Raw genomic sequence first — 20,174 nt, 5'->3', positions numbered from 1 at the left:
ACCGCTCAGCGCGAAAAGCCCTGGTCGGGGGCGCCGCCCGGAGGGATAATCCGCTCATGAGCGAGACCACCCACGAGCCCGCCCCCGACCCCTCGGTCGGCCCCGTCACCACCGGCCGCCCGCCCGAGCTGATCGCGCTGCCCGGCGGGGTGTCCCTACGCCGCCGGGGCCTGGCCGACGCCGATCCGCTGAACGCGGCGGTCGTGGCCAACCTGGCACACCTGCAGCCCTGGATGCCGTGGGCCGCCGAGGCCCCGACCCTCGAACTCTCCAGAGAGCTCGCCCAGGCCGGCGTGACCGCCTGGGACGAGGGCACCGACTTCATGTACCTGGTCGGCCGGGACGACCAACCCGGCAGCGTGGTGGGCGCGTTCGGCCTGCACGGCCGGATCGGTCCGGGCGCGCTGGAGATCGGGTACTGGGTCTCCGCCGACCACACCCGCCGGGGCATCGCCACCGCCGCGGCCGCCCGGCTCACCGAGGTCGCCCTCGCGCTGCCCGGCATCACCCGGGTGGAGATCCGCTGCGACGAGGGCAACCAGCCGAGCGCCGCCGTCCCCCGGCGGATCGGCTACCGGCTCGACCGGGTGGTCGACTTCACCCCGACCGCCCCCGCCGAGAGCGGCCGCAAGCAGATCTGGGTCCGCACCGCCTGACCGCCCGACCCACGGCCCTGGGTTCCGGACTCTCGGTGCCCAGGTCAGCGGCGGTCGGTGGCATAGGGTGCGGTACGGGTGGCCCGCCGCGGCCGCCCGTACCGCGCCTTCGAAGGGACCTCCCACCGTGCCGACCGCGCCCGCCGCCGGACCGTCCGTCAGCCCGTCACCCACGCGCTTCGGTCTGGGTACGGCCGCGCTCGGGCGGCCCGGCTACATCACGCTCGGCCGCGAGCTCGATCTCCCGGCCGAGCGGACGGTGGCCGCCCTGCGGGAGCGGACGCACAGCCTGCTGGACGCCGCCTACGCGGCCGGGGTGCGGTACTTCGACGCCGCGCGGTCGTACGGCCGCGCCGAGGAGTTCGTCGGCGAGTGGCTGGCCGCGCACCCCGGGGCCACCGACCTGACGGTGGGCAGCAAGTGGGGTTACACCTACACCGCCGACTGGCGGACCTCCGGGGTGCCGGTGCACGAGGTCAAGGAGCACTCGGTGGCGGTGTTCGACCGCCAGGTCAAGGAGTCCCGTGCCCTGTTGGGCCCGCGGCTGGACATCTACCTGGTGCACTCCGTCACCCCGGACAGCCCCGCCCTCACCGATCCCGCCCTGCACGACCGGCTGGCGGCCCTGGCCGAGGAGGGCGTCCGGATCGGCCTCTCCACCAGCGGACCCGCGCAGGCGGACACCGTCCGGGCCGCGCTGGCCGTGACGGTGGCGGGCCGCCCGCTGTTCGCCGCCGTGCAGTCCACCTGGAACGTGCTGGAGCCGTCCGCCGGGCCCGCGCTGGCCGAGGCCCACGCGGCGGGCTGGTTCGTGGTGGTGAAGGAGGGCATGGCCAACGGCCGCCTGGCCGACCGGGGGGCCACTCCCGCACTGCGCGCCGTGGCGGCCGGGGCCGGTGTCTCCTGCGACGCCCTCGCCCTGGCGGCTGCCGCCGCCCAGCCCTGGGCGGACATCGTCCTCTCGGGCGCGGTCACCGCCGCACAGCTGGCCTCCAACCTCGCCGCCCCGGTCCTCTCACCCGAGCGACTCGCCGCCCTGGCCCCTCTCGCCGAGCCCGCCGAGGCGTACTGGCGCACCCGGGCCGCGCTGCCCTGGGCCTGACCGCAGCGGTCCGGGGCCTGCGCTCAGTACCGGCTGCCGACCGGGGCGGGCAGCGCGTCCAGTTCCGCCAGGTCGGCCGCCGACAGGACCAGGTCGGCCGCACCGGCGTTGTCCGCCAGGTACTTGGGCGTCTTGGTGCCCGGGATCGGCACCACGTACCGCCCCTGCGCGACCGTCCAGGCCAACGCGACCTGCGCCGGGGTGGCGCCGTACTGCCCGGCGATCCGGCGTACGGTGTCCACCAGAGCCTGGTTCGCCGCCAGCGCGTCCGTCTGGAAGCGCGGCTGGGTGGAGCGCCAGTCGTCCGCCGGGAGATCGGCGGCCGAGCCGAACCGTCCGGCCAGGAAGCCCCGGCCGAGCGGCGAGTACGGCAGGAACGCGATCCCGTTCGCCTCGGTGTACGGGACCACCTCGGCCAGCGCGTCCCGGGTCCAGAGCGAGAGCTCGGACTGCACCGAGGCCACCGGGTACACCACCCTGGCCCGCTCGATCTGCTCCACCGTCACCTCGGAGAGACCGAGTTGGCGGACCTTGCCGGCCGCGACGGCCTCCGCCATCGCGCCCCAGGTCTCCTCGACCGGCACCTCGGGGTCGACCCGGTGCAGCTGGTACAGGTCCACGTGGTCGGTGCCCAGCCGGCGCAGGCTCTCGTCGATGGACCGCCGCACGTGCTCAGGCCGCCCGTTGTTGTTGACCCTGACTCGGCCCTCGCCCGCCACCAGCCCGACCTTGGTGGCCAGCACCGCCCGCTCGCGGTACTCGCCGACCAGGCCCTTGCCGACCAATTCCTCGTTGTCGTACGGACCGTAGACGTCCGCCGTGTCGATCAACGTCACGCCGAGGTCGAGCGCCGAACGCAGCACCTCGACCGAAGCCGTGTCGTTCCGGCCGTTCGGATCGTAGGCCCAGGTCATCCCCATGCAGCCGAGGCCGATGACGCCGACCTCGGGACCGTCGACCCCGAGCTTGGTGGTCCGCATAGCTGTCACTCCTTCAGTCTCCGTACCGTTCGCGGAAACCACCCTGCCCCTTGGAGTGCACTCAAGGTCAAGCCCGACCTGCCGGGCGCTGCACCTGGTGCTCCGCGAGGAGGCCGGGCAGGGCGCGCATGTCGTGGAAGACCACGGTGCCGGGGCCTTCGAGCAGTTCGGCCCTGGTCAGGCCGCCCGCGTAGCCGAACGCTCGCATCCCGGCAGCGCGGGCGGCCTGGACACCGGGGCGGCTGTCCTCCACCACGGCGCAGGCGGCCGGGTCGACGCCCATCCGCTCGGCGGCGAGCAGGAACAGGTCAGGGGCGGGCTTGCCGCGGGCGACCTCGTACGCGCTGTTGATGCGGCCCGCGAAGCGCTCGTAGAGGCCGGTCCGGCCGAGCGTGTGGCGCATCTTCTCGTGCGAGCCGCTGGAGGCGACGCACGTCGGCAGGGTGATCGCGTCGAGCGCCTCGGGCAGGCCGTCCACGGCGGTGACCCCGGCGTCGACCTCCACCTGGTGACGCTCCATCAGCTGGTCCCACCACAGGTCGGCGGTCGCGGTGCCGAGCCGCTCGGCGATCTGCTCCTTGATCGAGACGCTGGACCGGCCGATGAACCGGTCGATCACCTCCTCCTCGGTGAGCGGCCACCCGAGTTCGGCGCCCAGCGCGACCTGCAGCCGGAGGGCGATCCGCTCGGTGTCCACCAGCACGCCGTCGCAGTCGAAGATGACGAGTTCTATCGGCTTGATCATCCGGGCAGCATAGGACCCGTCTACGCCCGGCCCCACTGCCAGGGCGTAGCGCTGAGGCGGGCGCCTGGTCTCCACGGCCGACTGACGCCGGTTCGAACCCGGCCCCCGGGCAGCCCTTCCGACCCCTGCCCGGGTAGGATCGCCGCCAGTCGCCGGGGCGTAGCGCAGAGGCAGGCGCGCCACCATGGCATGGTGGTCACGCCGGTTCGAATCCGGCCCCTTGGCGATGAGTCCCGTAGCGCAGCGGCAGGCGCCCCGTCTCACCAGGACGGACACGCCGGTTCGAATCCGGCCGGGACCACCGGGAAACGGGAGAAGGCCGTGCCACAAGGCGAGTTGACGGAGCAGGAGCTGGCCGCGTTCGAGCAGACGCTCGGCCGCCTGCGTCGGCTGCGCTTCGACATCGTGGACGGCGCGGCCCGGGTCTACGACCCGATCGTCCGGGGCGAAGCCGGTTCACCGGTCTCCGGAGTGTTCCTGAAGGACTACCGCGAGGCCGCGTGGTGAGCGGCCGTCAGCGCGGCAGCTCGGCGAACAGCGCGATCCAGAAGCGCTGTTGCTCCACCGAGGCCCCGACCAGGTAGGTCGCCCGAAGCTCGGGCGGCAGCAGGGAGACCATCCGTCGCACCACCCTTCGGTACCGCCGCAGCTGCGGCAGCTCGGCGGCGGAGATGGTCCAGTGGACCACGAAGGCGTCCCGGCTGCCGGGGAGCTGAACCGCGCGGCGCACCCGGCCCTCCCAGCCCTTCGGGTCGGCGGCGATCAGCCGGAGCTTGGTCATCGGCCGGTGCGCAGCAGGTGGCCTGACGGTCGTCCGAGGAGCGGCCACCGGTGTTTCGGCGCTCCACCGGAACAGGCTGGCCAGCCCCTGCCAGAAGCTCGGCTCGGCCGGAGCGGGCGCCACAGGTTGCGGCGGTACCACGACCGGCTCGGCCTCCCGCTCGGTCACCGGCCAGTGCTTCGGCGCGAGTTCGGGTGCCGGGCGCACGATCGCGGCGGTGGTGCGGATCAGCTCCGGCAGCGTCCCGGCGAAGGTGGGGAGCAGGTGGGCCAGCATCGCCCAGGCGTCCTCGTCCGCGCCCACCTCACGCTCCAGCAGCGGGCGCAGCACGTCCTCCACCTCGGCCGACAGCGCCGGAAACGCCACCCGACCGAGGCCGAGCACGCCTAGCGCCTCCCCTGCCGGAGCCAGGTCCAGGCAGTCGGCCGGGCCACCGGTCAGCCCGGCCTGCCGCAGCCGGTGCTCGAACTTGCGGTGCGTACCGAACGCGGTCCGCAACTCGGCCGGGCAGTCGACCTGTTCGGCCAGAGCCCAGCAGGCGTAGCCGGGGAAGGGCCGTTCCTGGTGGGCGGCCGCCACCAGCGGCCAGTCGGCGCGCCGCAGCGAACCCGCGGCGGCCCGGGCCCCGGCGAGGGACCCGCTGCCGGTGGCCTGCCGCAGCCGGTCGATCAGTTCGCCCGCCCTGGGTGATCCTGATGGTTGGGTCGGGCCCGGCTCGGACCGCCCGGGGCCGAACAGCAGCCCCTCGTGCAGGTCCTCGGTCGCGCCTGCGGAGAGCAGACCATGACGGCAGAGCAGCCGGTTCATCTCGGGGTGGTCCTGACGCAGCACCCACAGCCGGATCCAGGGCATCGTCCGGACGGTGTGGGCGACCAGGTGCGGGTTGTCCAGCGTCGGCCCCACCGGGCCCTCCGGGTCGATCCTCAGCCGCCGACAGATGCGCTGGGCGGCCTCCGGCGCGAGTTCCAGCAGGTAGCGCATCCCGCGGACGGTCGGCTCCTCCATGATCCCCTCCAACGTCCGGCCGCCATCATGTCAGCCGGTCACGGCGCGGCCAGCACCGCCTTCGAGCGGTCGACGGCGAGCCGCAGGGCGAAGCCGGCCAGCAGCGTGCCCATCGCGTAGCGGTGCATGCGCTGCCAGGTCGGACGGCGGGCCAGGAAGGCAGCGACGGAACCGGCCATCAGCACGAAGGCGCCGTCGGAGAGCAGGCAGACGGTGATCTGGGTGAGCCCCAGCAGCAGGCTCTGCAGGGCGACTTGGCCACGCTCGGGCGAGACGAACTGCGGCAGCAGCGAGATGTACAGAATGGCGATCTTGGGGTTGAGCAGGCAGGTCACCAGGCCCATCAGGAACAGCTTTCGCGGCCGGTCGGGCGCCAACGCCCTGGGAGCGAAGACGGATTCGCCACCCGGCCGGACCATCTGCCAGGCCAGCCACAGCAGGTAGCAGGCCCCGGCCAGTTTGAGGGCCCGGTAGACCTCGGGCACCAGCGCGAAGACGGTGGCGATCCCGGCCGTGGCGGCGAGCAGGTAGACCGCGAAGCCGACGCCAACCCCGGCCAGCGAGACCAGCCCGGCCCGGCGGCCCTGGATCACCGACCGGGAGACCAGGTAGATCAGGTTCGGCCCTGGCGCGAGCGCCATCCCGAACGACACCAACGCGATCCCCGCCACCGCTCCACCGCTGACCATGTCCGTCTCCTCACCCGCCGCACCACTCCGCTGCCGAAGCGGTCATGATGGCAGCCGGACCCGCTCCGGTTCGCCCCAATTTCTCGGCCGCCCCGGCCCCGTACGGCGACGTCCCCGCCGTGGTGCGCGACACCTCGCCAAGCCGCCGCACCGTACGCCGAGCCCGACCGGACCGTTCGCACCGGGGGCGCATCGCGGCCCCGCCTCCACGCCCCCGGACACCTCCGACCGCCCCCGCCCACGGTGCGGCGGACGGTCCCGGTTTCTGGGACCGTGGGCCGATCGAAACGGACTGCGGGGGAACCACATGACACGTCGTTGGCTGATCACCGGCTGCTCCTCGGGCCTCGGGCTTGCCCTGGCGGAGGCCGTGGCCGCGGCGGGCGACACCGTCCTGGCCACCGCCCGCAAGCCCGCCGCGCTGGCGGAGCTGGCCCGCCGCCACCCCGGCCAGGTGTTGACCGCCGCGCTCGACATCCGCGACCAGGCCCAGGTGGACGAGGCCGTGGCGCTGGCCGCCGACCGGTTCGGCGGCCTCGACGTCCTGGTCAACAACGCCGGCAGCGGTCTGTTCGGCGCGGTCGAGGAGGTCGCCGACGGAGAGCTGCGCGACCAGCTGGAGACCCTGGTGGTCGGCCCCTGGCGGCTGGTCCGGGCCGTGCTGCCACTGTTCCGGGCCCAGGGGTCGGGGCACGTCGTGAACGTCTCCTCGCTGGCCGGCCGGATGGCGTTCCCCGGCTTGGGCGCGTACGTCACCGGCAAGTACGCCCTGGAGGGCATGAGCCAGGCGCTGGCCGCCGAGGTGGGCCCGCTCGGCGTCCGGGTCTCGGTGGTCGAGCCCGGTGGCTTCGCGACCCGCTACGGCGCCTCGCTGGCGGAGACCGGCCGGCGGATCCCGGCCTACGCCGAGCAGCTCGCACCGATGCGCGAGGCGATGCGGCAGATGGAGGACGCCCCGGCGCTCAACCGGCCCGAGTACTTCGCCGACGTGGTCCGGCGGCTGGTGGCGGCCGAACAGGACACCCCGCTGCGGGTGCCGGTCGGCCCGGACGCCTACGGCTACCTGGACCAGGTGGAGCAGGCCGCCAGGGACGAGCTGGCCGCCGCCAGGGCCTTCACCGGACTCCTCGACTGACCCGCAGGCGGGGGCCCTGCGGTTGACACTCCCGGTGGCGCAGCGTACAGAGAGGAACATGCGCCGGAAAGAGCCCGTCGAGGCCCTGCTCGCCGAGGCGCTGCTGCGTGCGGTCCGCACCACCTCGGCCTACGGAGGCGTGCTCTACCTGCGCTCGGCCGACGGCCGCTCGCTGGTGCTGAGCACCGTGGCGGGCGTGCCGCCGCACCTGCTGAGCGCCTTCCGGAACATTCCGGTGGCGGCTCCGCTGCCGGTCTCGGAGGCCTTCCGGACCGGCCGGACGGTGCAGGTGGCCGACGCCGACGACACCATGCGGCGCTTCCCCCGGCTGGCCGTCGGGCTGCCGTACGTCCACGCCTTCGCCTGCACGCCGGTCACCACCGACACCGAACCGCTCGGCGTCCTCACCGTGCTCTGGCCCGGCTCCGCCGTACCGCCGCCGGCCGCCAAGCGGCAGCTGCGCACCACCGCCAACCGGCTCGCCGCCGCCCTGGGCAACCGGGTGCCGGTCGCGCCGCGCAGCCCGCTGGTGCTGCCGCTGCCCGCCATCGGCGGCGCCGCGCCCCGGGCGGGGGGCCTGGACTGGCGGCTCGCCGACGGCTGGATCACCGCTGATCCCGCGCTGCTCGCCGTGCTGGGCCTGACCCCGGAGGAGTTCGGCGGACGGGCCGAACAGCTGACCGAGCACCTGGACGCGGCGGACGTCGAGCCGCTGCACGCCGCGCTGAGCGCCGATGCGCCGTTCACCCTCCGGGTCCGGCTGCGGGACGGCCGACGCGAGCTCGAACTGTACGGCCGCCCCGGTCGCCCCGGCACGGTCAGCCTGGTCGCCCTCGACGCCGACGCGGCGACCGCCGCCGTGGCCGCCGTCGAGCGGCTGCGTGACGGTGTGGTGGCGCTGGACCCGGACGGGCGGATCAGCTATCTCAACCACGCCGCCGAGCTGCTCCTCGAGTTCAGCCGGGAGCAGCTGACAGGGCATCACCCCTGGTCCGTACTACCATGGTTGGCCGAACCCGCGTACGAGGACAGATACCGTTCCGCGATGCTGGCCCAGCAGCCGACCGCGTTCCTGGCCTGCCGCCCGCCCGAGCACTGGCTGGCCTTCTCGCTCTACCCCGACGCGCACGGCCTGACCGTACGGATCGTCCCGGCCGGGCCGCCGGGCGCGCACCGGACGGCGCTGCCGGAGGCGCCGCCCGCCGCACCCGCCACCCTCGGGGCCACCTACCACCTGCTCCAGCTGGCCAGCGCGCTGACCGAGGCGGTGACCGTCAAGGAGGTCTGCGACTGCGTGATCGACCAGATCCTGCCAGGCTTCGACGGCCAGGAGATGGCGCTCTACCTGGCCCGCGCGGGCCGGATGCACCTGGTCGCGCAGACGGGCTACCCGGACGGCTTCCTCGCTCCCTTCGAGGGCACCCCGGTCCGCGCCAGAGTGCCCGGCGCGGAGGTGTTCAGCACCGGGGCGCCAGCGTTCTTCGAGTCGCCGGACGAACTGCTCGCCGCCTACCCCGGCATCGCCCAGGACGAGATGCGGGCCTGGGCCTTCCTGCCCCTGGTCGCCTCCGGACTGCCGGTCGGCAGCTGCATCCTGGGCTTCGACCGGCCCCGGCGCTTCACCAGCGAGGAGCGCTCCGTGCTCACCGCGCTCGGCGGCCTGATCGCCCAGGCGCTGGAACGGGCCCGGCTGTACGACGCCGAGTTCACGCTCGCCCGGGGTCTCCAGCAGGCCCTGCTGCCGCACCGGCTGCCGGAGGTTACCGGACTCGAGGTGACCGCCCGCTACCTGCCGGGCACCCGGGGCATGGAGATCGGCGGCGACTGGTACGACGCGATCAGCACCCCGACCGGGGTCTGCCTGGTGATCGGGGACGTCGAGGGGCACAACGTCGGCGCCGCCGCCACCATGGGCCAACTCCGCAGTGCAGTAAGGGCTTTCGTCATAAGCGGCAGCCAGCCGGACGTGGTGCTGACCCGGACAGGACAGCTGCTGATCGACCTGGACCCCGGGCTGCTGGCCAGCTGCTGCCTGCTCCGGCTCGACCCGGCCACCGGCCGGGCGCTCGCCGTCCGGGCCGGACACGTGCCGCCGCTGCTGCGCCAGGCCGACGGCCACACCGAGCCACTGGACCTGGAGGGCGGCCCGCTGCTCGGCATCGACCCGGACGTCAGGTACCCCACCACCGAAGTGCGGATGCCCGTCGGTGCCATCCTGGCCCTGTTCACCGACGGGCTGATCGAACGGCCGGGCATCCCGCTCGATGAGGGCCTCGACCAGCTGCGCACCGACCTGGCACACAGCCCCGGCCACGAACTCGGCGCGCTGGCAGACCACTTGCTGCGGGACGCCCGGCGCTCCTCCCACCGCGCCGACGACGTCGCCCTGCTGCTCGCCCGCCGGACGACCGGCTGACACCACGCGCGACAGCGGCCCGCCCCCCGACGGTACGGGGTCGGGCCGCTGTCGGTGCGTCAGGTCAGTGGGCGGCCACGGCCGCGGCCAGGCCGTTCGCCCAGAGGTTGTTGACCCGGTTCCGCTCCGTGCTGTTCGGGTAGGGGTTGGTGCAGGAGGTGCCGGGTCCGCCGCCCGACATCAGCTCGCTGCACGGGCCCGAGTAGTGGTCCGGCAGACCGAGCACGTGGCCGGTCTCGTGGGCGGTCACCCGGGTCGAGTTGTACTGCTGGTTCTGCCGGTAGTCGAGGAATATGTAGCCGCTGCCGTGGCCGTCGGTGCTGGCGTAGGAGCCGCGCGAGTCGTTACCCTCGTAGTAGCGGAAGTCCGCGTTGGTGCCCGACCTGAGCTGCACGTTGCGCACCGAACTGTTCCAGATCTGGGCGGCGTTGGCGATCTGGGTGCGGAACGTCGGTGCGCTGCTGGCGTCGTAGGTGACGGCCACCGCGAGCAGGTACGGGTTGGCCGCCTGCTTGGCCAGCGCGGACTTCATCACGGCCTCGTGGAACGCCTTGACGTCGGCCTGCTCGGCGGCCGATCCGGCGTACTGGGCGACCGCCTGCGGCTGGGGGGCGGCACTCGCGACGGGCGCGGCCAGCAGACCAGCGGACAGGCCCAGGGTGACGGCCACCGCGGCGGAGAGCATCGAGCGCTTCATCTGGGGACTCCAGTTCATTGCTTCCAAAGCCCCTGTGGGGCAGGTGCTTTGGGAGTGGGGGACGACTGTCGTGCCACTGAGCTTCGGCTACCGCGACCGGCCTGCGGATGATGCCAGCCGGAGATAGCGCCGTCCTATACCCCGGCAAATCTGACATGTCCCTGGCGTGAATGCCCGGGTCGGCCGTATGCTCCCGATGTGGAGCTCGAAGTGCGACACCTTCGTGTGCTGTGTGCGGTCGCCGACACCGGCAGTGTCCGGAAGGCCGCCCGGGAGCTCGGCACGAGCCAACCCTCCGTCAGCACCCAACTGCACCGCATCGAACGGGCCCTGGGCGGACGACTCTTCACCCGCGAACGGACCGGTAGTCAGCTCACGCCGCTCGGCCACACCGTACTCTCCCGGGCCAGGACCATCATCGCCGACATGGCCGAGCTGGTCAGCACCGCCCGCCTGGAGGCCGGGGACACCGAGCAGACGACGCTGCGGATCGGCAGCGTCGGCAGCCGCGCGGTGGCCAGTTGGCTGCGCCGGGTGCACGCCCGGTTGCCGGACACCAGGACCACCATCCGGATCGACATCTCCGCCAACGCCCTGCTGCACCTGGTCGCCGCCGACCAACTGGACATCGCCCTGGTGCACGAGAGCGAGGGCTTCCCGCTCCGGCTGCCCGCCGACGCCGAGCACCGGGTGCTGATCGCCCGCGAGCCGCAGTTCGTCGCCCTCGCCCTGAGCCATCCGGCGGCCGGCTCGCCGGTGGTCCGGCTGGAGGACCTGGCCGCCGACGCGTGGATGGTCGACCCGACCGCCGACCACGAGTACGCGGCGCTGCGCCGAGTGCTCTCCGAGGCCGGACTCACCCCGCGCGTGGTCCAGGTCAGGGACAACGCCACCGCCGCCGAACTGGTCGCCTCCGGCGAGGCGGTCCGCCCCTGCCAGCCGACCTCGCGACCCGGCCCCGGCACGGTCATCCGCCCGCTGCACGGCAACCCGTTCAGCGTCCGGCTGCTGCTGGTCTGGCGACCGCGCGCGCTCAGCGCTCCCGCCTTCGACGGCCTGTACGCCGACCTGAGGGCCGCCTACCTGGACCTGGCCGGGACCAATCCGCCCTACCTGGCCTGGCTGCTCAGCAACAACAGCTCCCTCCCCCGCCTGCTGGCGCACTGACGGGACGCCCCCTGGGCGAACAGCCGGGGCGCCCTCTGGACGTATAGTCTTCGCGCAGATAGTCTTTGCGTAGACAATCAAGCCGCGGAGGCCACCATGTGGACATACCAGCACACCATCGAGACCGTCGCCGCACCCGAGGCGATCTGGCGGCTCTGGGCCGACGTGGACGGCTGGGGCGAGTGGAACGCCGAGATCGAGAAGATCGACTTCCGGGGCCCGTTCGCGGTGGGTGCCTCGATCGCCATGACCCCGCCCGGGGAGGACCCGATCGAGCTGACCGTCGTCGAGCTCGGCGAGGGGGAGCACTTCACCGACGAGGCCAGGTTCGGCGGACTGGTGCTGCGCACCACGCACCGGCTCGTGCCGCTCGGCGACGGGCGCACCGAGGTGGTCTACCGGATGGAGATCACCGGTGAGGGCGCCGACCAGGTCGGCCCGGAGATCGGCCCCGGCATCACGGCCGACTGGCCCGAGACGATGGCCGCACTGGTCGCGCACGCGGCCCGGGGCTGACCGCCGTGCAGCCGGGCGAGAGCCCCGGGTTCCTGCTCTGGCACGCCACCCTGCGCTGGCAGCGCGGCATCGCCACGGCGCTGGCGCCGCTCGATCTGACGCACGTCCAGTTCGTACTGCTCGCCTGCACCTGGTGGCTGAACGGCCAGGGTGAGCACCCGAGTCAGCAGGCGCTGGCCAGGCAGGCGGGCACCGACGTGAAGATGACCTCGCAGGTGCTCCGGACCCTGGAGGCCAAGGGGCTGGTCGAGCGCGAGGTGGACCCGGCCGACAGCCGGGCCCGGCGGCTGCGGGTGACCGCGGCGGGGGCCGAACTGGCTCCCCGGGCGATCGGCGCCGTCGAGCAGGTGGACACCGAGTTCTTCAGCCCGGTGCCCCGTGCCACGGTGGTCGAGCTGCTCGGCCGGCTCGCCCACCCCGAGGACTGAGCCGGCCTCAGCCCAGCAGGTCGGCCATCGAGGCGGCCATCGCGGCCACGAAGGCGGCCCGAGTGGGCCCGTCCACCAGGTCGAGCGAGAGGTACGGGTTGAGGTCCTCCAACTCGACCAGCAGCAGGCCGCCTTCGGCCGTCCGACAGGCGTCCACCCGCTGCACGCCGTGGTCCAGCGAGTTCCAGTCCACGAAGGTCTGGGCGAACGCCAGGTCGGCGGCGCTCGGCCGGTACGGCTCCAACTGCCAGCGGACCGCAGGGTCCGGGGCGTACAGCGCGTACTGGAACGCCCGGCCGACGAAGTAGAAGGACACCTCGTACCGGAAGTCGATCCGGGGCTGGAGCAGCGTGGAGCCGTCGAGCTCCAGCTCCGCCAGGCCGGCGGCCGGGAGCACGGCGAGGCCGATCGAGTCGGCGCCGAGCTTCGGCTTGGTGACGTACTCGGCGACCTCGGGCAGCCGGCCCAGATCGGCCCGGTCCGCCACGGTCGGGATCACCGGCTGGCCGGCGGCGGTCAGGTCGAGCAGGTACTGCTTGCCCGCCATGTCGCCCCGGCCGTGCAGCGGGTTGAACACCCGGGCGCCGGCGGCCAGCGCGTGGACCCGGAACGCGTCGTACTGCTCCTGGTAGTGCAGCACCGGGCCGCTGTTGCGGACCACCGTCAGGTCGAAGCCCTCCATCAGGGCCGCCGCGTCCAACGGGTGGCAGAGCGCGAGCTCGAAGGTGCCGCGCAGTGCGGCCGACAGGGCGATGTCCTCGTCGCAGTAGCGGCGGCCCCTGGCCTGGTAGGCCAGATCGGTGACGTACAGGATCCGGGACATCGGCGGTGCTCCGTTCGGCGGGTGCCGCCCACCCTACGTGGGGCGGGCCGACGGGCGGGGCGCCGGGTCGTCCGGCTGGAAGATATCCTCGACCGGGCGCCGGAAGAACCTGGCGATGCCGATCGCCAGTGGGAGCGCCGGGTTGTAGCGGCCGGTCTCGATCGCGTTCACCGTCTGCCGGGAGACCCCCAGGAGGGTCGCCAACTCCGCCTGGGAAAGGCCACGTTGGGAGCGCAGTTCGCGCAGGCTGTTGCGCACCCCAGAAAGGTAGGGTGGCCATGACGGCGCGTCAAGGGTCCTTTACACGCCCCACCCCACCGGGACTACCATCTCTGAATGACGGACACCTCGGACAGAGCAAGGGAACTCGCGGACCTGGCGGCCCGGTTCCCGCAGTTGCACGCGCCCCAGCGCTGGGCCTGGGGCGGTATCGACGCACAGTTCTCGGCGGTGCTGCCGCCCGACGAACTCATCACCAACATCCACCTGGTGGGCTTCTCCGGCGATCAGGTCGTGCTCTGCCGGGACGCCCGGGGGCACTGGTTCCTGCCCGGCGGCACCCGGGAGGCGGCCGAGAGCATCGAGAGCTGCCTGGCCCGCGAACTCCGCGAGGAGGCCGGCGCCCGGCTGCTCGGCGAGCCGGTCTGGCTCGGCGCCCACCGCTGCGTGACGGACCATCCGGTGCCTTACCGCCCCTGGCAGCCGCACCCCGAGAAGGCCTGGCTCTGGGGCTGGGCCGAGGTCACCGTGGACTCCGAGCCGGGCAACCCGGAGGACGGCGAACAGGTGGTCGAGGTCCGCGCGATGGACCCGGCCGAGGCGCAGCGCCTGCTCACCCGCCACCGTGAGACCTGGTGGCGCGAGCTGGTCGCGCTGGCCGTCGAGTCCCGCAGGGGGCGCTAGAAGACTGATGAAGATCTTGGTGTGATCCGGGCTGCCTCCGTCAGGCGGTGGCCTGGATTTGCCAGGTCGTGCCGTTGTGGGTGAGCCCGAGGTTGATGAGGGTTCGCAGGTTGAGTGCGGCGGCACGGGTGTGGAGCCAGGACTGGTTCTTGATCGTGCCGGTGTGTCGGAGTCGTCGGTTGCCGTGGGCGACGAGCCAGGCGACGGCGCGTTCGACGGGTGGCCGCCAGCGGCGGTAGGCGGCCTGCCAGTCGGGGTCGGTGGCAGCGCGGTGGCGGGCGGCTGCGAGCAGGTCGTGGTGCGGGCGGATGGTGACGATCCGCCCGGCCTTGGCGGTGCTGCACCGTTCACGCAGTGGGCAGCCGATGCACTGATCGGTGAACTGTGCCTTCCGCTGCGACTTCTGCCCGGACGGCTCGGCCAGGGGGACGGTGTGGGCGGCCGGGCAGGTCACCGTGCCGCCGGTGGTGTCGATGGCGAAGTCGTCGAGGCTGAACCCGCCCGGGACGGCGGTCCTCAGCGGGGCGGGCTTGAGGAACAGCCGGTGCCCGGCCTGCTGCAACGCCTGGCGGGTGGGGCCGGTGGAGTAGGCGGTGTCACCGAAAGCGTCCACGGGCTCGTTCTCGTCGGCGAGCAGATCGACGGCGACGGTGGCCTCGTGGTGCTCACTGCCGCTCCCGGGGGTGAGGGCGACCGCGGTGAACAGGCCGGTTTCGGGCTCGACGGCGAGGTGGGCCTTGTATCCGTCCTGGTAGTGGCTGCGGGTCTTGTGGACGTGCCGGGTGTCGGGGTCGACGGTGGAGACGATCCGGTCCGGGGCGGTCCCTTGGGAGATGCGCCAGCGGCCGTCGCGGCCGTCGGAGTCGTCGGCGGGTTCGACGTCCTGTCCGGCGACCAGGGCCAGCAGACCGACCGCGTTCGCGGCCTTCTCGCCGAGCTGCTGGTCGGGCATGTGGCCCAGCAACCTGAGTGCGTCGCCGACCAGCGCATCGACCAGGTCCGCCCGGGCCTGCTGATCGTTCCAGGCGACGCGGGGCTTGCCCGGATCGCGGTAGTCGTGCGCGGTGCAGTGAACCGCGGCGACCGCATCGGCGCCGGGGACCTCGCGGATCACCGCGCGGACGGCGGAGATGATCTGGGTGACGGTGTCCTGGGTGGCGACCGCGTCGTCCAGCACGGTGGAATCCAGCGCCCTTCGGTGGCGGCCCTTCAGCACACCGGTCGCCTTCACGACCTCCCGCACCGCCTCGAAGACCCGGTCCGGCCGAGCCGAGCGGGCCAGCCGCCGGCGGAAGTAGGCCAGCAGCGACGAGTCGAACGCGGTGTCGTGCAGGCCCAGCCCGCAGGCGGCCTTCCACCGCAGGTCGCACCGCAGTTCCTGCACGGTCTCGAAGTCCGACAGGCCGTGCAGGGCCTGCAGCGTGATCGCCGCGGCCAGGATCTGCGGCGGCATGCTCGGGCGGCCGTTCGCCGACGGGTACATGTCCGCGAACATCCCGGCCGGGAACAGCCGGGCCCGGTGCTCGGCCAGGAACGCGAACACACTCCCTACGGGGATCAACTCCCGGCAGGTCTCCCACACGTCCGGCCCGACCGTCTCCCCGGCCCATTCCCCCATCGCCACAAAACGAGTCTGGCCCCACCACTCACACGACGGGGCCAGAACCCAACATCTTCATCAGTCTTCTAGGCCCTGTCCGGGCGATCTTGCCGGGCGTGCGACGCCGGACCCGCCGCGCCGGCGGCTGATGTCACAGCCCGGCTGGACGCACGGCCGAAACGCCCATGTACGAACCAGTACGAGGCCGTTCCGGCCGCACACCCAGCCGGGCGCCCGACGCCACACACTGATCCGACAAGATCGCCCGGACCGGGCCTAGCCGACCGGCCGTACCGGTACGGCACATGGATCGGCCCCGGCCCACCGCCCGGTCAGCGCGGGCGGTGGGCCGGGGCCGGTCGGCGCCGCTACTTGCCGGTCAGGCCCGCGCGGCGGAGGGCATCGGCCATCGCGCTGTTGGCCGCCGGGGCCGGAGCGGCGGGGCTCCTGCGGTCCTGCCGAGGCGGTCGCGGTCCCCGGTCACGGTCACGCCCCTGGGACGGGGACGGAGACTTGCCGACCTCGTCGTCCAGCCGCAGCGTCAGCCCGATCCGCTTGCGCGGCACGTCCACCGTGACCACCCGGACCTTGACGATGTCGCCGGGCTTGACCACCTCGCGCGGGTCCTTGACGAAGTTCTTCGACAGCGCCGAGACGTGCACCAGGCCGTCCTGGTGGACGCCCACGTCCACGAACGCGCCGAAGGCCGCGACGTTGGTGACCACGCCCTCCAGCACCATGCCCACCTCCAGGTCGCCGATCTTGTCGACGCCCTCCTTGAAGGTCGCGGTCCGGAACGCGGGCCTGGGGTCGCGCCCGGGCTTGTCCAGCTCGCCGAGGATGTCGGTGACGGTCGGCACGCCGAAGGTCTCGTCGGCGAAGTCGGACGGCCGGAGCGCCCGCAGCGCGGCCCCGTTGCCGATCAGGGACCGCAGGTCACCGCCGGTCGCGGCCAGGATGCGGCGGACCACGGGGTACGCCTCCGGGTGTACGCCGGAGGCGTCCAACGGGTCGTCACCGCCGGGCACCCGCAGGAAGCCCGCGCACTGTTCGAACGCCTTCGGGCCGAGCCGCGCCACGTCCTTGAGCGCCCGCCTGGTCCGGAACGGGCCGTTCGCGTCGCGGTGCGCCACGATGTTCTCGGCCAGCGTGCCGGTGACCCCGGACACCCGGGTGAGCAGCGGCGCCGAGGCGGTGTTGACGTCCACGCCGACCGCGTTGACGCAGTCCTCGACCACCGCGTCCAGCGACCGCGAGAGCTTCAACTCGCTGAGGTCGTGCTGGTACTGGCCGACGCCGATCGACTTGGGGTCGATCTTCACCAGCTCGGCCAGCGGGTCCTGGAGCCGTCGGGCGATGGAGACCGCGCCCCGGATCGAGACGTTCAGGTCGGGCAGTTCCTGCGAGGCGAAGGCCGAGGCGGAGTACACCGAGGCGCCCGCCTCGGAGACCATCGCCTTGGTGAGCTTCAGCTCGGGGTGACGCTTGATCAGGTCCTCGGCCAGCTTGTCGGTCTCCCGGGAGGCCGTGCCGTTGCCGATCGCGATCAGCTCGACGTCGTGCTGCTTCGCCAGCGCGGCCAGCGTGGCGATCGAGGCGTCCCACTTGTTGGCGGGCTGGTGCGGGTAGATGGTGTCGTACCCGAGCACCTTGCCGGTGGCGTCCACCACCGCGACCTTGACGCCGGTCCGGAAGCCCGGGTCCAGGCCCATGGTGGCGCGGGTGCCGGCCGGGGCGGCCAGCAGCAGGTCGCGCAGGTTGGCGGCGAAGACCCGTACCGCCTCGTCCTCGGCCTCCTGCCGCAGCCGGGTGCGCAGGTCGATGCCGAGCCGGACCAGGATCCGGGTCCGCCAGGCCCACCGGACGGTGTCGCCGAGCCACTTGTCGGCCGGACGGCCCCGGTCGGCGATGCCGAACCTGGCGGCGATCCGCTGCTCGTAGTCGTTCGCACCGGGCAGATCGCCCTCGGCGCCCTCGTACGGGGAGAGTTCGAGGTCGAGCACCTCCTCCTTCTCGCCGCGCAGCATCGCCAGGATGCGGTGCGAGGGGAGCTTGCCGTACGGCTCGGCGAAGTCGAAGTAGTCGGCGAACTTGGCGCCGTCCTGCTCCTTCCCCTCCCGGACGGTGGCGACCAGCCGGCCCCTGGTCCACATCCGCTCGCGCAGCGTCCCGACCAGGTCGGCGTCCTCACCGAACCGCTCGACCAGGATCGACCTGGCCCCGTCCAGCGCCGCGGCGGCGTCAGCCACCGACTCGTTCAGGTAGCCCGCCGCGAGCGCGGCCGGGTCCTGGGACGGGTCGACGAGCAGGGTGTCGGCGAGCGGCTCGAGACCGGCCTCGCGGGCGATCTGCGCCTTGGTGCGCCGCTTGGGCTTGTACGGGAGGTAGATGTCCTCCAGCCGGGCCTTGGAGTCGGCGGCCAGGATCTGCGCGCGCAGGGCGTCGTCCAGCTTGCCCTGGCTCTCGATCGACTCCAGTACGGCGGCCCGCCGCTCCTCCAACTCCCTCAGGTAGCGCAGCCGCTCCTCGAGCGTGCGCAGCTGGGTGTCGTCGAGTTCGCCGGTGACCTCCTTGCGGTAGCGGGCGATGAAGGGCACGGTGGCGCCACCGTCGAGCAGTTCGACGGCGGACCTCACCTGCCCCTCCCGTACGCCCAGCTCTTCGGCGATTTTCCGTTCGACTGACATGGTCACGAAGCCGGCCACCTTCTCCTGGATTCAGCCTGAGTTCCGCCCAGCATTCTGGCAGGTAACCGCCGCCGGACGGCCGCGACCTGCCCCGGGGCGGCGCCGACTCGCGGCCGGGGTGCTGCGGAAGGTGGTCGCAGCACCCCGGCCGTCGGGCCGGATCAGGTCTCGTCGAGGGAGATCGCCGCGACGGGGCAGCGTTCGACGGCCGAGCGGACGGACCGGGCGTTCGCCAGGTCGGGACCGTCCGTCAGCAGGACGACGAGACCTTCGTCCTCGTCCTGGGCGAAGACGTCGGGTGCGGTGTAGACGCAGGTTCCGGATCCAATGCAGCGCTCACGATGGACCGAAAGGGGCATCACGGCTCACCAGGTGACCGGTAGTGCGTCCAGGCCCTGGATGAGGGTGGCGCGCTTGAAGGGAAGCTCCTCCACCGGCACCGCGAGCCGCAGCCCGGGGATGCGGGCGAAGAGCGTGTCGAAGACGATCTTCAGCTCGACCCGGACCAGGCTGGCGCCGGGGCACTGGTGGACGCCGTGCCCGAACGCGGAGTGCAGGCCGATCTCGCGGAAAATGTCCAACTGGTCCGCGTTCTCGAAGACGCTCTCGTCCCGGTTGGCCGAGGCGGTCAGGTTGATGATGCCCTCGCCCGCCTTGATCAGGACCCCGCCGACCTCCAGGTCCTGGGTGGCGACCCGGGAGGGGGCCGAGTCGGCGATGCTGAGGAACCGCAGCAGCTCCTCGATGGCGTTCCGGGTGAGCTCCGGGTCCTGCTTGATCTGTGCCAGCTGCTCCGGGTGTTCGAGCAGCGCCGCGACGCCGAGCACGATCATGTTGGTGAGGGTGTCGAAGCCGCCGGAGATGAGCATCCGGGCGAGCGCGACGATCTCCCGGTGGTTGAGGTTGCCCTCGGCGGCGTTCTTGAGCACGATCCGCCCGAGCAGGTCGTCCTCGGTCGGGGACTGCTCCTTGGCGGTGACCAGCTTGTCGAGGTAGACGTCCATCTGGTGGATCGCCATCCCGACCTCCTGCGGGGTGACGTCGCTCCTGACCGTGGTCTCCGCGAAGTCGCGGAACTCCGGGATGTCCTCGGGCGGTACGCCGAGCAGCTCGCACAGCACCAACGACGGTACCGGGATGGCAAGTTCGGTCAGCAGGTCGACCGGGCCACCCTTGGCGAGGATCGCGTCGACGTGCTGGTCCACGATCTCCTGGATGCGCGGGGTGAGGGCCTGCATCCGCTTGAGGGTGAACTCGGGGATGATCTCGCGGCGGTGCCGCCCGTGCACCGGCGGGTCCATCGCGACCAGCGGCAGCTCCATGGCCTGGAGGATGTCGTCCGGCACCGGCACCTGGAGCGGGTACCCGGGGTGCTTGAAGTTGGAGCTCATGGTCGGGTCGGTGAGGACCTGGCGCACGTGCTCCTGCCGGCTCACCGCCCACATCTCCTTGCCGGAGACCGCGAGCGTGACCTTGGAGACCGGCTCCTCGGCACGGAGCACGGCGTACTCGGCCGGCGGCTGGAACGGGCACTTCCGCTCCATCGGGAACTGCGGCGGGGCTTGTCTGAGGGATGAGGGGGTGTCAATTTCGGTCATTTCCGCTCCCGTTGTTCGGTCACCTGGGACCAGTCGAGCAGGTTTGCGAAACGGAAGATATCGACTCCGCACTCCCTGTCGACCCCCTAGCGGACCCCTACAACGGCGACCCTCCCACCCCTGTCACCTGGACGGTCCCTGGACGAACCAACGGACTCTTGGTACTGGCCATGTCAGATCGTCTGCGGCTGAAAAGCGCCAGGTCGGCGCACCGGGCCCCCTTGACGGGACGTCAGAGTGCTGCGC

The 20,174-nt window shown here is 72.5% G+C and carries 20 protein-coding genes and 3 tRNA genes; 12 read left to right on the top strand and 11 right to left on the bottom strand.

From position 1 onward, the window contains the following. The first annotated feature begins 56 nt into the window (after window positions 1-56). On the top strand, window positions 57-656 hold the full coding sequence (locus ACKUU6_RS25815; protein ID WP_407990952.1) for a GNAT family N-acetyltransferase: 600 nt from the start codon (window positions 57-59) through the stop codon (window positions 654-656). 127 nt (window positions 657-783) lie between these two features. Continuing rightward, the gene (locus ACKUU6_RS25810; RefSeq protein WP_407990951.1) at window positions 784-1,758 is read left to right on the top strand and encodes an aldo/keto reductase; all 975 of its coding nucleotides are present in this window, start codon (window positions 784-786) and stop codon (window positions 1,756-1,758) included. 23 nt (window positions 1,759-1,781) lie between these two features. Here ACKUU6_RS25810 and ACKUU6_RS25805 read toward each other — a convergent pair whose 3' ends face one another. After that, on the bottom strand, window positions 1,782-2,738 hold the full coding sequence (locus tag ACKUU6_RS25805) for an aldo/keto reductase (protein ID WP_407990950.1): 957 nt from the start codon (window positions 2,736-2,738) through the stop codon (window positions 1,782-1,784). A 67-nt stretch (window positions 2,739-2,805) separates the two neighbouring features. Next, window positions 2,806-3,483, bottom strand: coding sequence for an HAD family hydrolase (locus tag ACKUU6_RS25800; RefSeq protein ID WP_407990949.1), 678 nt, complete (start codon window positions 3,481-3,483; stop codon window positions 2,806-2,808). A gap of 37 nt (window positions 3,484-3,520) precedes the next feature. Here ACKUU6_RS25800 and ACKUU6_RS25795 point away from each other — a divergent pair. The 4 genes from ACKUU6_RS25795 to ACKUU6_RS25780 all read left to right on the top strand — a co-directional run bounded on the left by ACKUU6_RS25795 (window position 3,521) and on the right by ACKUU6_RS25780 (window position 3,990). Beyond that, a tRNA-Trp gene (locus ACKUU6_RS25795) sits at window positions 3,521-3,595 on the top strand. 39 nt (window positions 3,596-3,634) lie between these two features. Beyond that, window positions 3,635-3,709: transfer RNA gene (locus ACKUU6_RS25790), tRNA-Ala, on the top strand. A 4-nt stretch (window positions 3,710-3,713) separates the two neighbouring features. After that, window positions 3,714-3,784 (top strand) — tRNA-Gly (locus tag ACKUU6_RS25785). 20 nt (window positions 3,785-3,804) lie between these two features. Beyond that, complete coding sequence (locus tag ACKUU6_RS25780; RefSeq protein ID WP_407992304.1) at window positions 3,805-3,990, top strand: hypothetical protein; 186 nt, start codon at window positions 3,805-3,807, stop codon at window positions 3,988-3,990. A 7-nt stretch (window positions 3,991-3,997) separates the two neighbouring features. Here ACKUU6_RS25780 and ACKUU6_RS25775 read toward each other — a convergent pair whose 3' ends face one another. Together ACKUU6_RS25775 and ACKUU6_RS25770 are read right to left on the bottom strand one after the other, a co-directional pair. Continuing rightward, complete coding sequence (locus ACKUU6_RS25775; protein WP_407990948.1) at window positions 3,998-5,269, bottom strand: hypothetical protein; 1,272 nt, start codon at window positions 5,267-5,269, stop codon at window positions 3,998-4,000. Between the two features lie 38 nt (window positions 5,270-5,307). After that, window positions 5,308-5,958 carry a LysE family translocator gene (locus ACKUU6_RS25770; RefSeq protein ID WP_407990947.1) on the bottom strand — a complete coding sequence of 217 codons (651 nt, stop codon included), beginning with the start codon at window positions 5,956-5,958 and terminating at the stop codon, window positions 5,308-5,310. A gap of 307 nt (window positions 5,959-6,265) precedes the next feature. Between ACKUU6_RS25770 and ACKUU6_RS25765 the strand changes: the two genes are divergently transcribed. Both ACKUU6_RS25765 and ACKUU6_RS25760 read left to right on the top strand, forming a co-directional pair. Next, complete coding sequence (locus ACKUU6_RS25765; RefSeq protein WP_407990946.1) at window positions 6,266-7,093, top strand: SDR family oxidoreductase; 828 nt, start codon at window positions 6,266-6,268, stop codon at window positions 7,091-7,093. Between the two features lie 58 nt (window positions 7,094-7,151). Further along, window positions 7,152-9,509 (top strand): SpoIIE family protein phosphatase, encoded by a 2,358-nt coding sequence (locus ACKUU6_RS25760; RefSeq protein WP_407990945.1) that lies wholly within the window; start codon window positions 7,152-7,154, stop codon window positions 9,507-9,509. A gap of 64 nt (window positions 9,510-9,573) precedes the next feature. Here ACKUU6_RS25760 and snpA read toward each other — a convergent pair whose 3' ends face one another. Continuing rightward, window positions 9,574-10,206: a snapalysin gene (snpA, locus tag ACKUU6_RS25755; protein WP_407990944.1), complete on the bottom strand. Its 633-nt coding sequence runs from the start codon at window positions 10,204-10,206 to the stop codon at window positions 9,574-9,576. Between the two features lie 210 nt (window positions 10,207-10,416). Here snpA and ACKUU6_RS25750 point away from each other — a divergent pair, with 210 nt between their 5' ends. The 3 genes from ACKUU6_RS25750 (at window position 10,417) to ACKUU6_RS25740 (ending at window position 12,317) form a co-directional block, all read left to right on the top strand. Continuing rightward, window positions 10,417-11,373, top strand: coding sequence for a LysR family transcriptional regulator (locus ACKUU6_RS25750; protein ID WP_407990943.1), 957 nt, complete (start codon window positions 10,417-10,419; stop codon window positions 11,371-11,373). Between the two features lie 96 nt (window positions 11,374-11,469). Continuing rightward, window positions 11,470-11,889, top strand: a complete 420-nt coding sequence (locus ACKUU6_RS25745) for an SRPBCC family protein (protein ID WP_407990942.1) — start codon at window positions 11,470-11,472, stop codon at window positions 11,887-11,889. A gap of 5 nt (window positions 11,890-11,894) precedes the next feature. After that, window positions 11,895-12,317 (top strand): MarR family winged helix-turn-helix transcriptional regulator, encoded by a 423-nt coding sequence (locus ACKUU6_RS25740; RefSeq protein WP_407990941.1) that lies wholly within the window; start codon window positions 11,895-11,897, stop codon window positions 12,315-12,317. Window positions 12,318-12,324: 7 nt separating this feature from the next. Here the strand turns inward: ACKUU6_RS25740 and ACKUU6_RS25735 are convergent, their stop codons facing one another. Both ACKUU6_RS25735 and ACKUU6_RS25730 read right to left on the bottom strand, forming a co-directional pair. Next, the gene (locus tag ACKUU6_RS25735) at window positions 12,325-13,140 is read right to left on the bottom strand and encodes a hypothetical protein (RefSeq protein ID WP_407990940.1); all 816 of its coding nucleotides are present in this window, start codon (window positions 13,138-13,140) and stop codon (window positions 12,325-12,327) included. A 33-nt stretch (window positions 13,141-13,173) separates the two neighbouring features. Continuing rightward, entirely contained in the window at window positions 13,174-13,398 is a 225-nt protein-coding gene (locus ACKUU6_RS25730; RefSeq protein ID WP_407990939.1) for a helix-turn-helix transcriptional regulator, read from the bottom strand. A gap of 78 nt (window positions 13,399-13,476) precedes the next feature. On the opposite strand from ACKUU6_RS25730, the gene ACKUU6_RS25725 reads away from it, so the two are divergent. Further along, window positions 13,477-14,043 carry an NUDIX domain-containing protein gene (locus ACKUU6_RS25725; protein ID WP_407990938.1) on the top strand — a complete coding sequence of 189 codons (567 nt, stop codon included), beginning with the start codon at window positions 13,477-13,479 and terminating at the stop codon, window positions 14,041-14,043. Window positions 14,044-14,083: 40 nt separating this feature from the next. On the opposite strand, the gene ACKUU6_RS25720 is transcribed toward ACKUU6_RS25725, so the two are convergent. The 4 genes from ACKUU6_RS25720 to ACKUU6_RS25705 form a co-directional block, all read right to left on the bottom strand. Further along, the gene (locus tag ACKUU6_RS25720; protein ID WP_407992022.1) at window positions 14,084-15,661 is read right to left on the bottom strand and encodes an IS1182 family transposase; all 1,578 of its coding nucleotides are present in this window, start codon (window positions 15,659-15,661) and stop codon (window positions 14,084-14,086) included. Between the two features lie 350 nt (window positions 15,662-16,011). After that, a complete protein-coding gene (locus tag ACKUU6_RS25715) occupies window positions 16,012-18,330 on the bottom strand; it encodes a Tex family protein (RefSeq protein WP_407992239.1) in 2,319 nt (772 codons plus the stop codon). A 161-nt stretch (window positions 18,331-18,491) separates the two neighbouring features. Continuing rightward, complete coding sequence (locus tag ACKUU6_RS25710; protein WP_407990937.1) at window positions 18,492-18,689, bottom strand: ferredoxin; 198 nt, start codon at window positions 18,687-18,689, stop codon at window positions 18,492-18,494. 6 nt (window positions 18,690-18,695) lie between these two features. Further along, window positions 18,696-19,928, bottom strand: coding sequence for a cytochrome P450 (locus ACKUU6_RS25705; RefSeq protein ID WP_407990936.1), 1,233 nt, complete (start codon window positions 19,926-19,928; stop codon window positions 18,696-18,698). Window positions 19,929-20,174 lie beyond the last annotated feature (246 nt).

It is taken from the genome of Kitasatospora sp. CMC57, assembly GCF_045866025.2.
Classification (GTDB): domain Bacteria; phylum Actinomycetota; class Actinomycetes; order Streptomycetales; family Streptomycetaceae; genus Kitasatospora.
The sequence above is the reverse complement of the archived record's forward strand: the minus strand, read 5'-3'. Positions and strand labels throughout refer to the sequence as shown.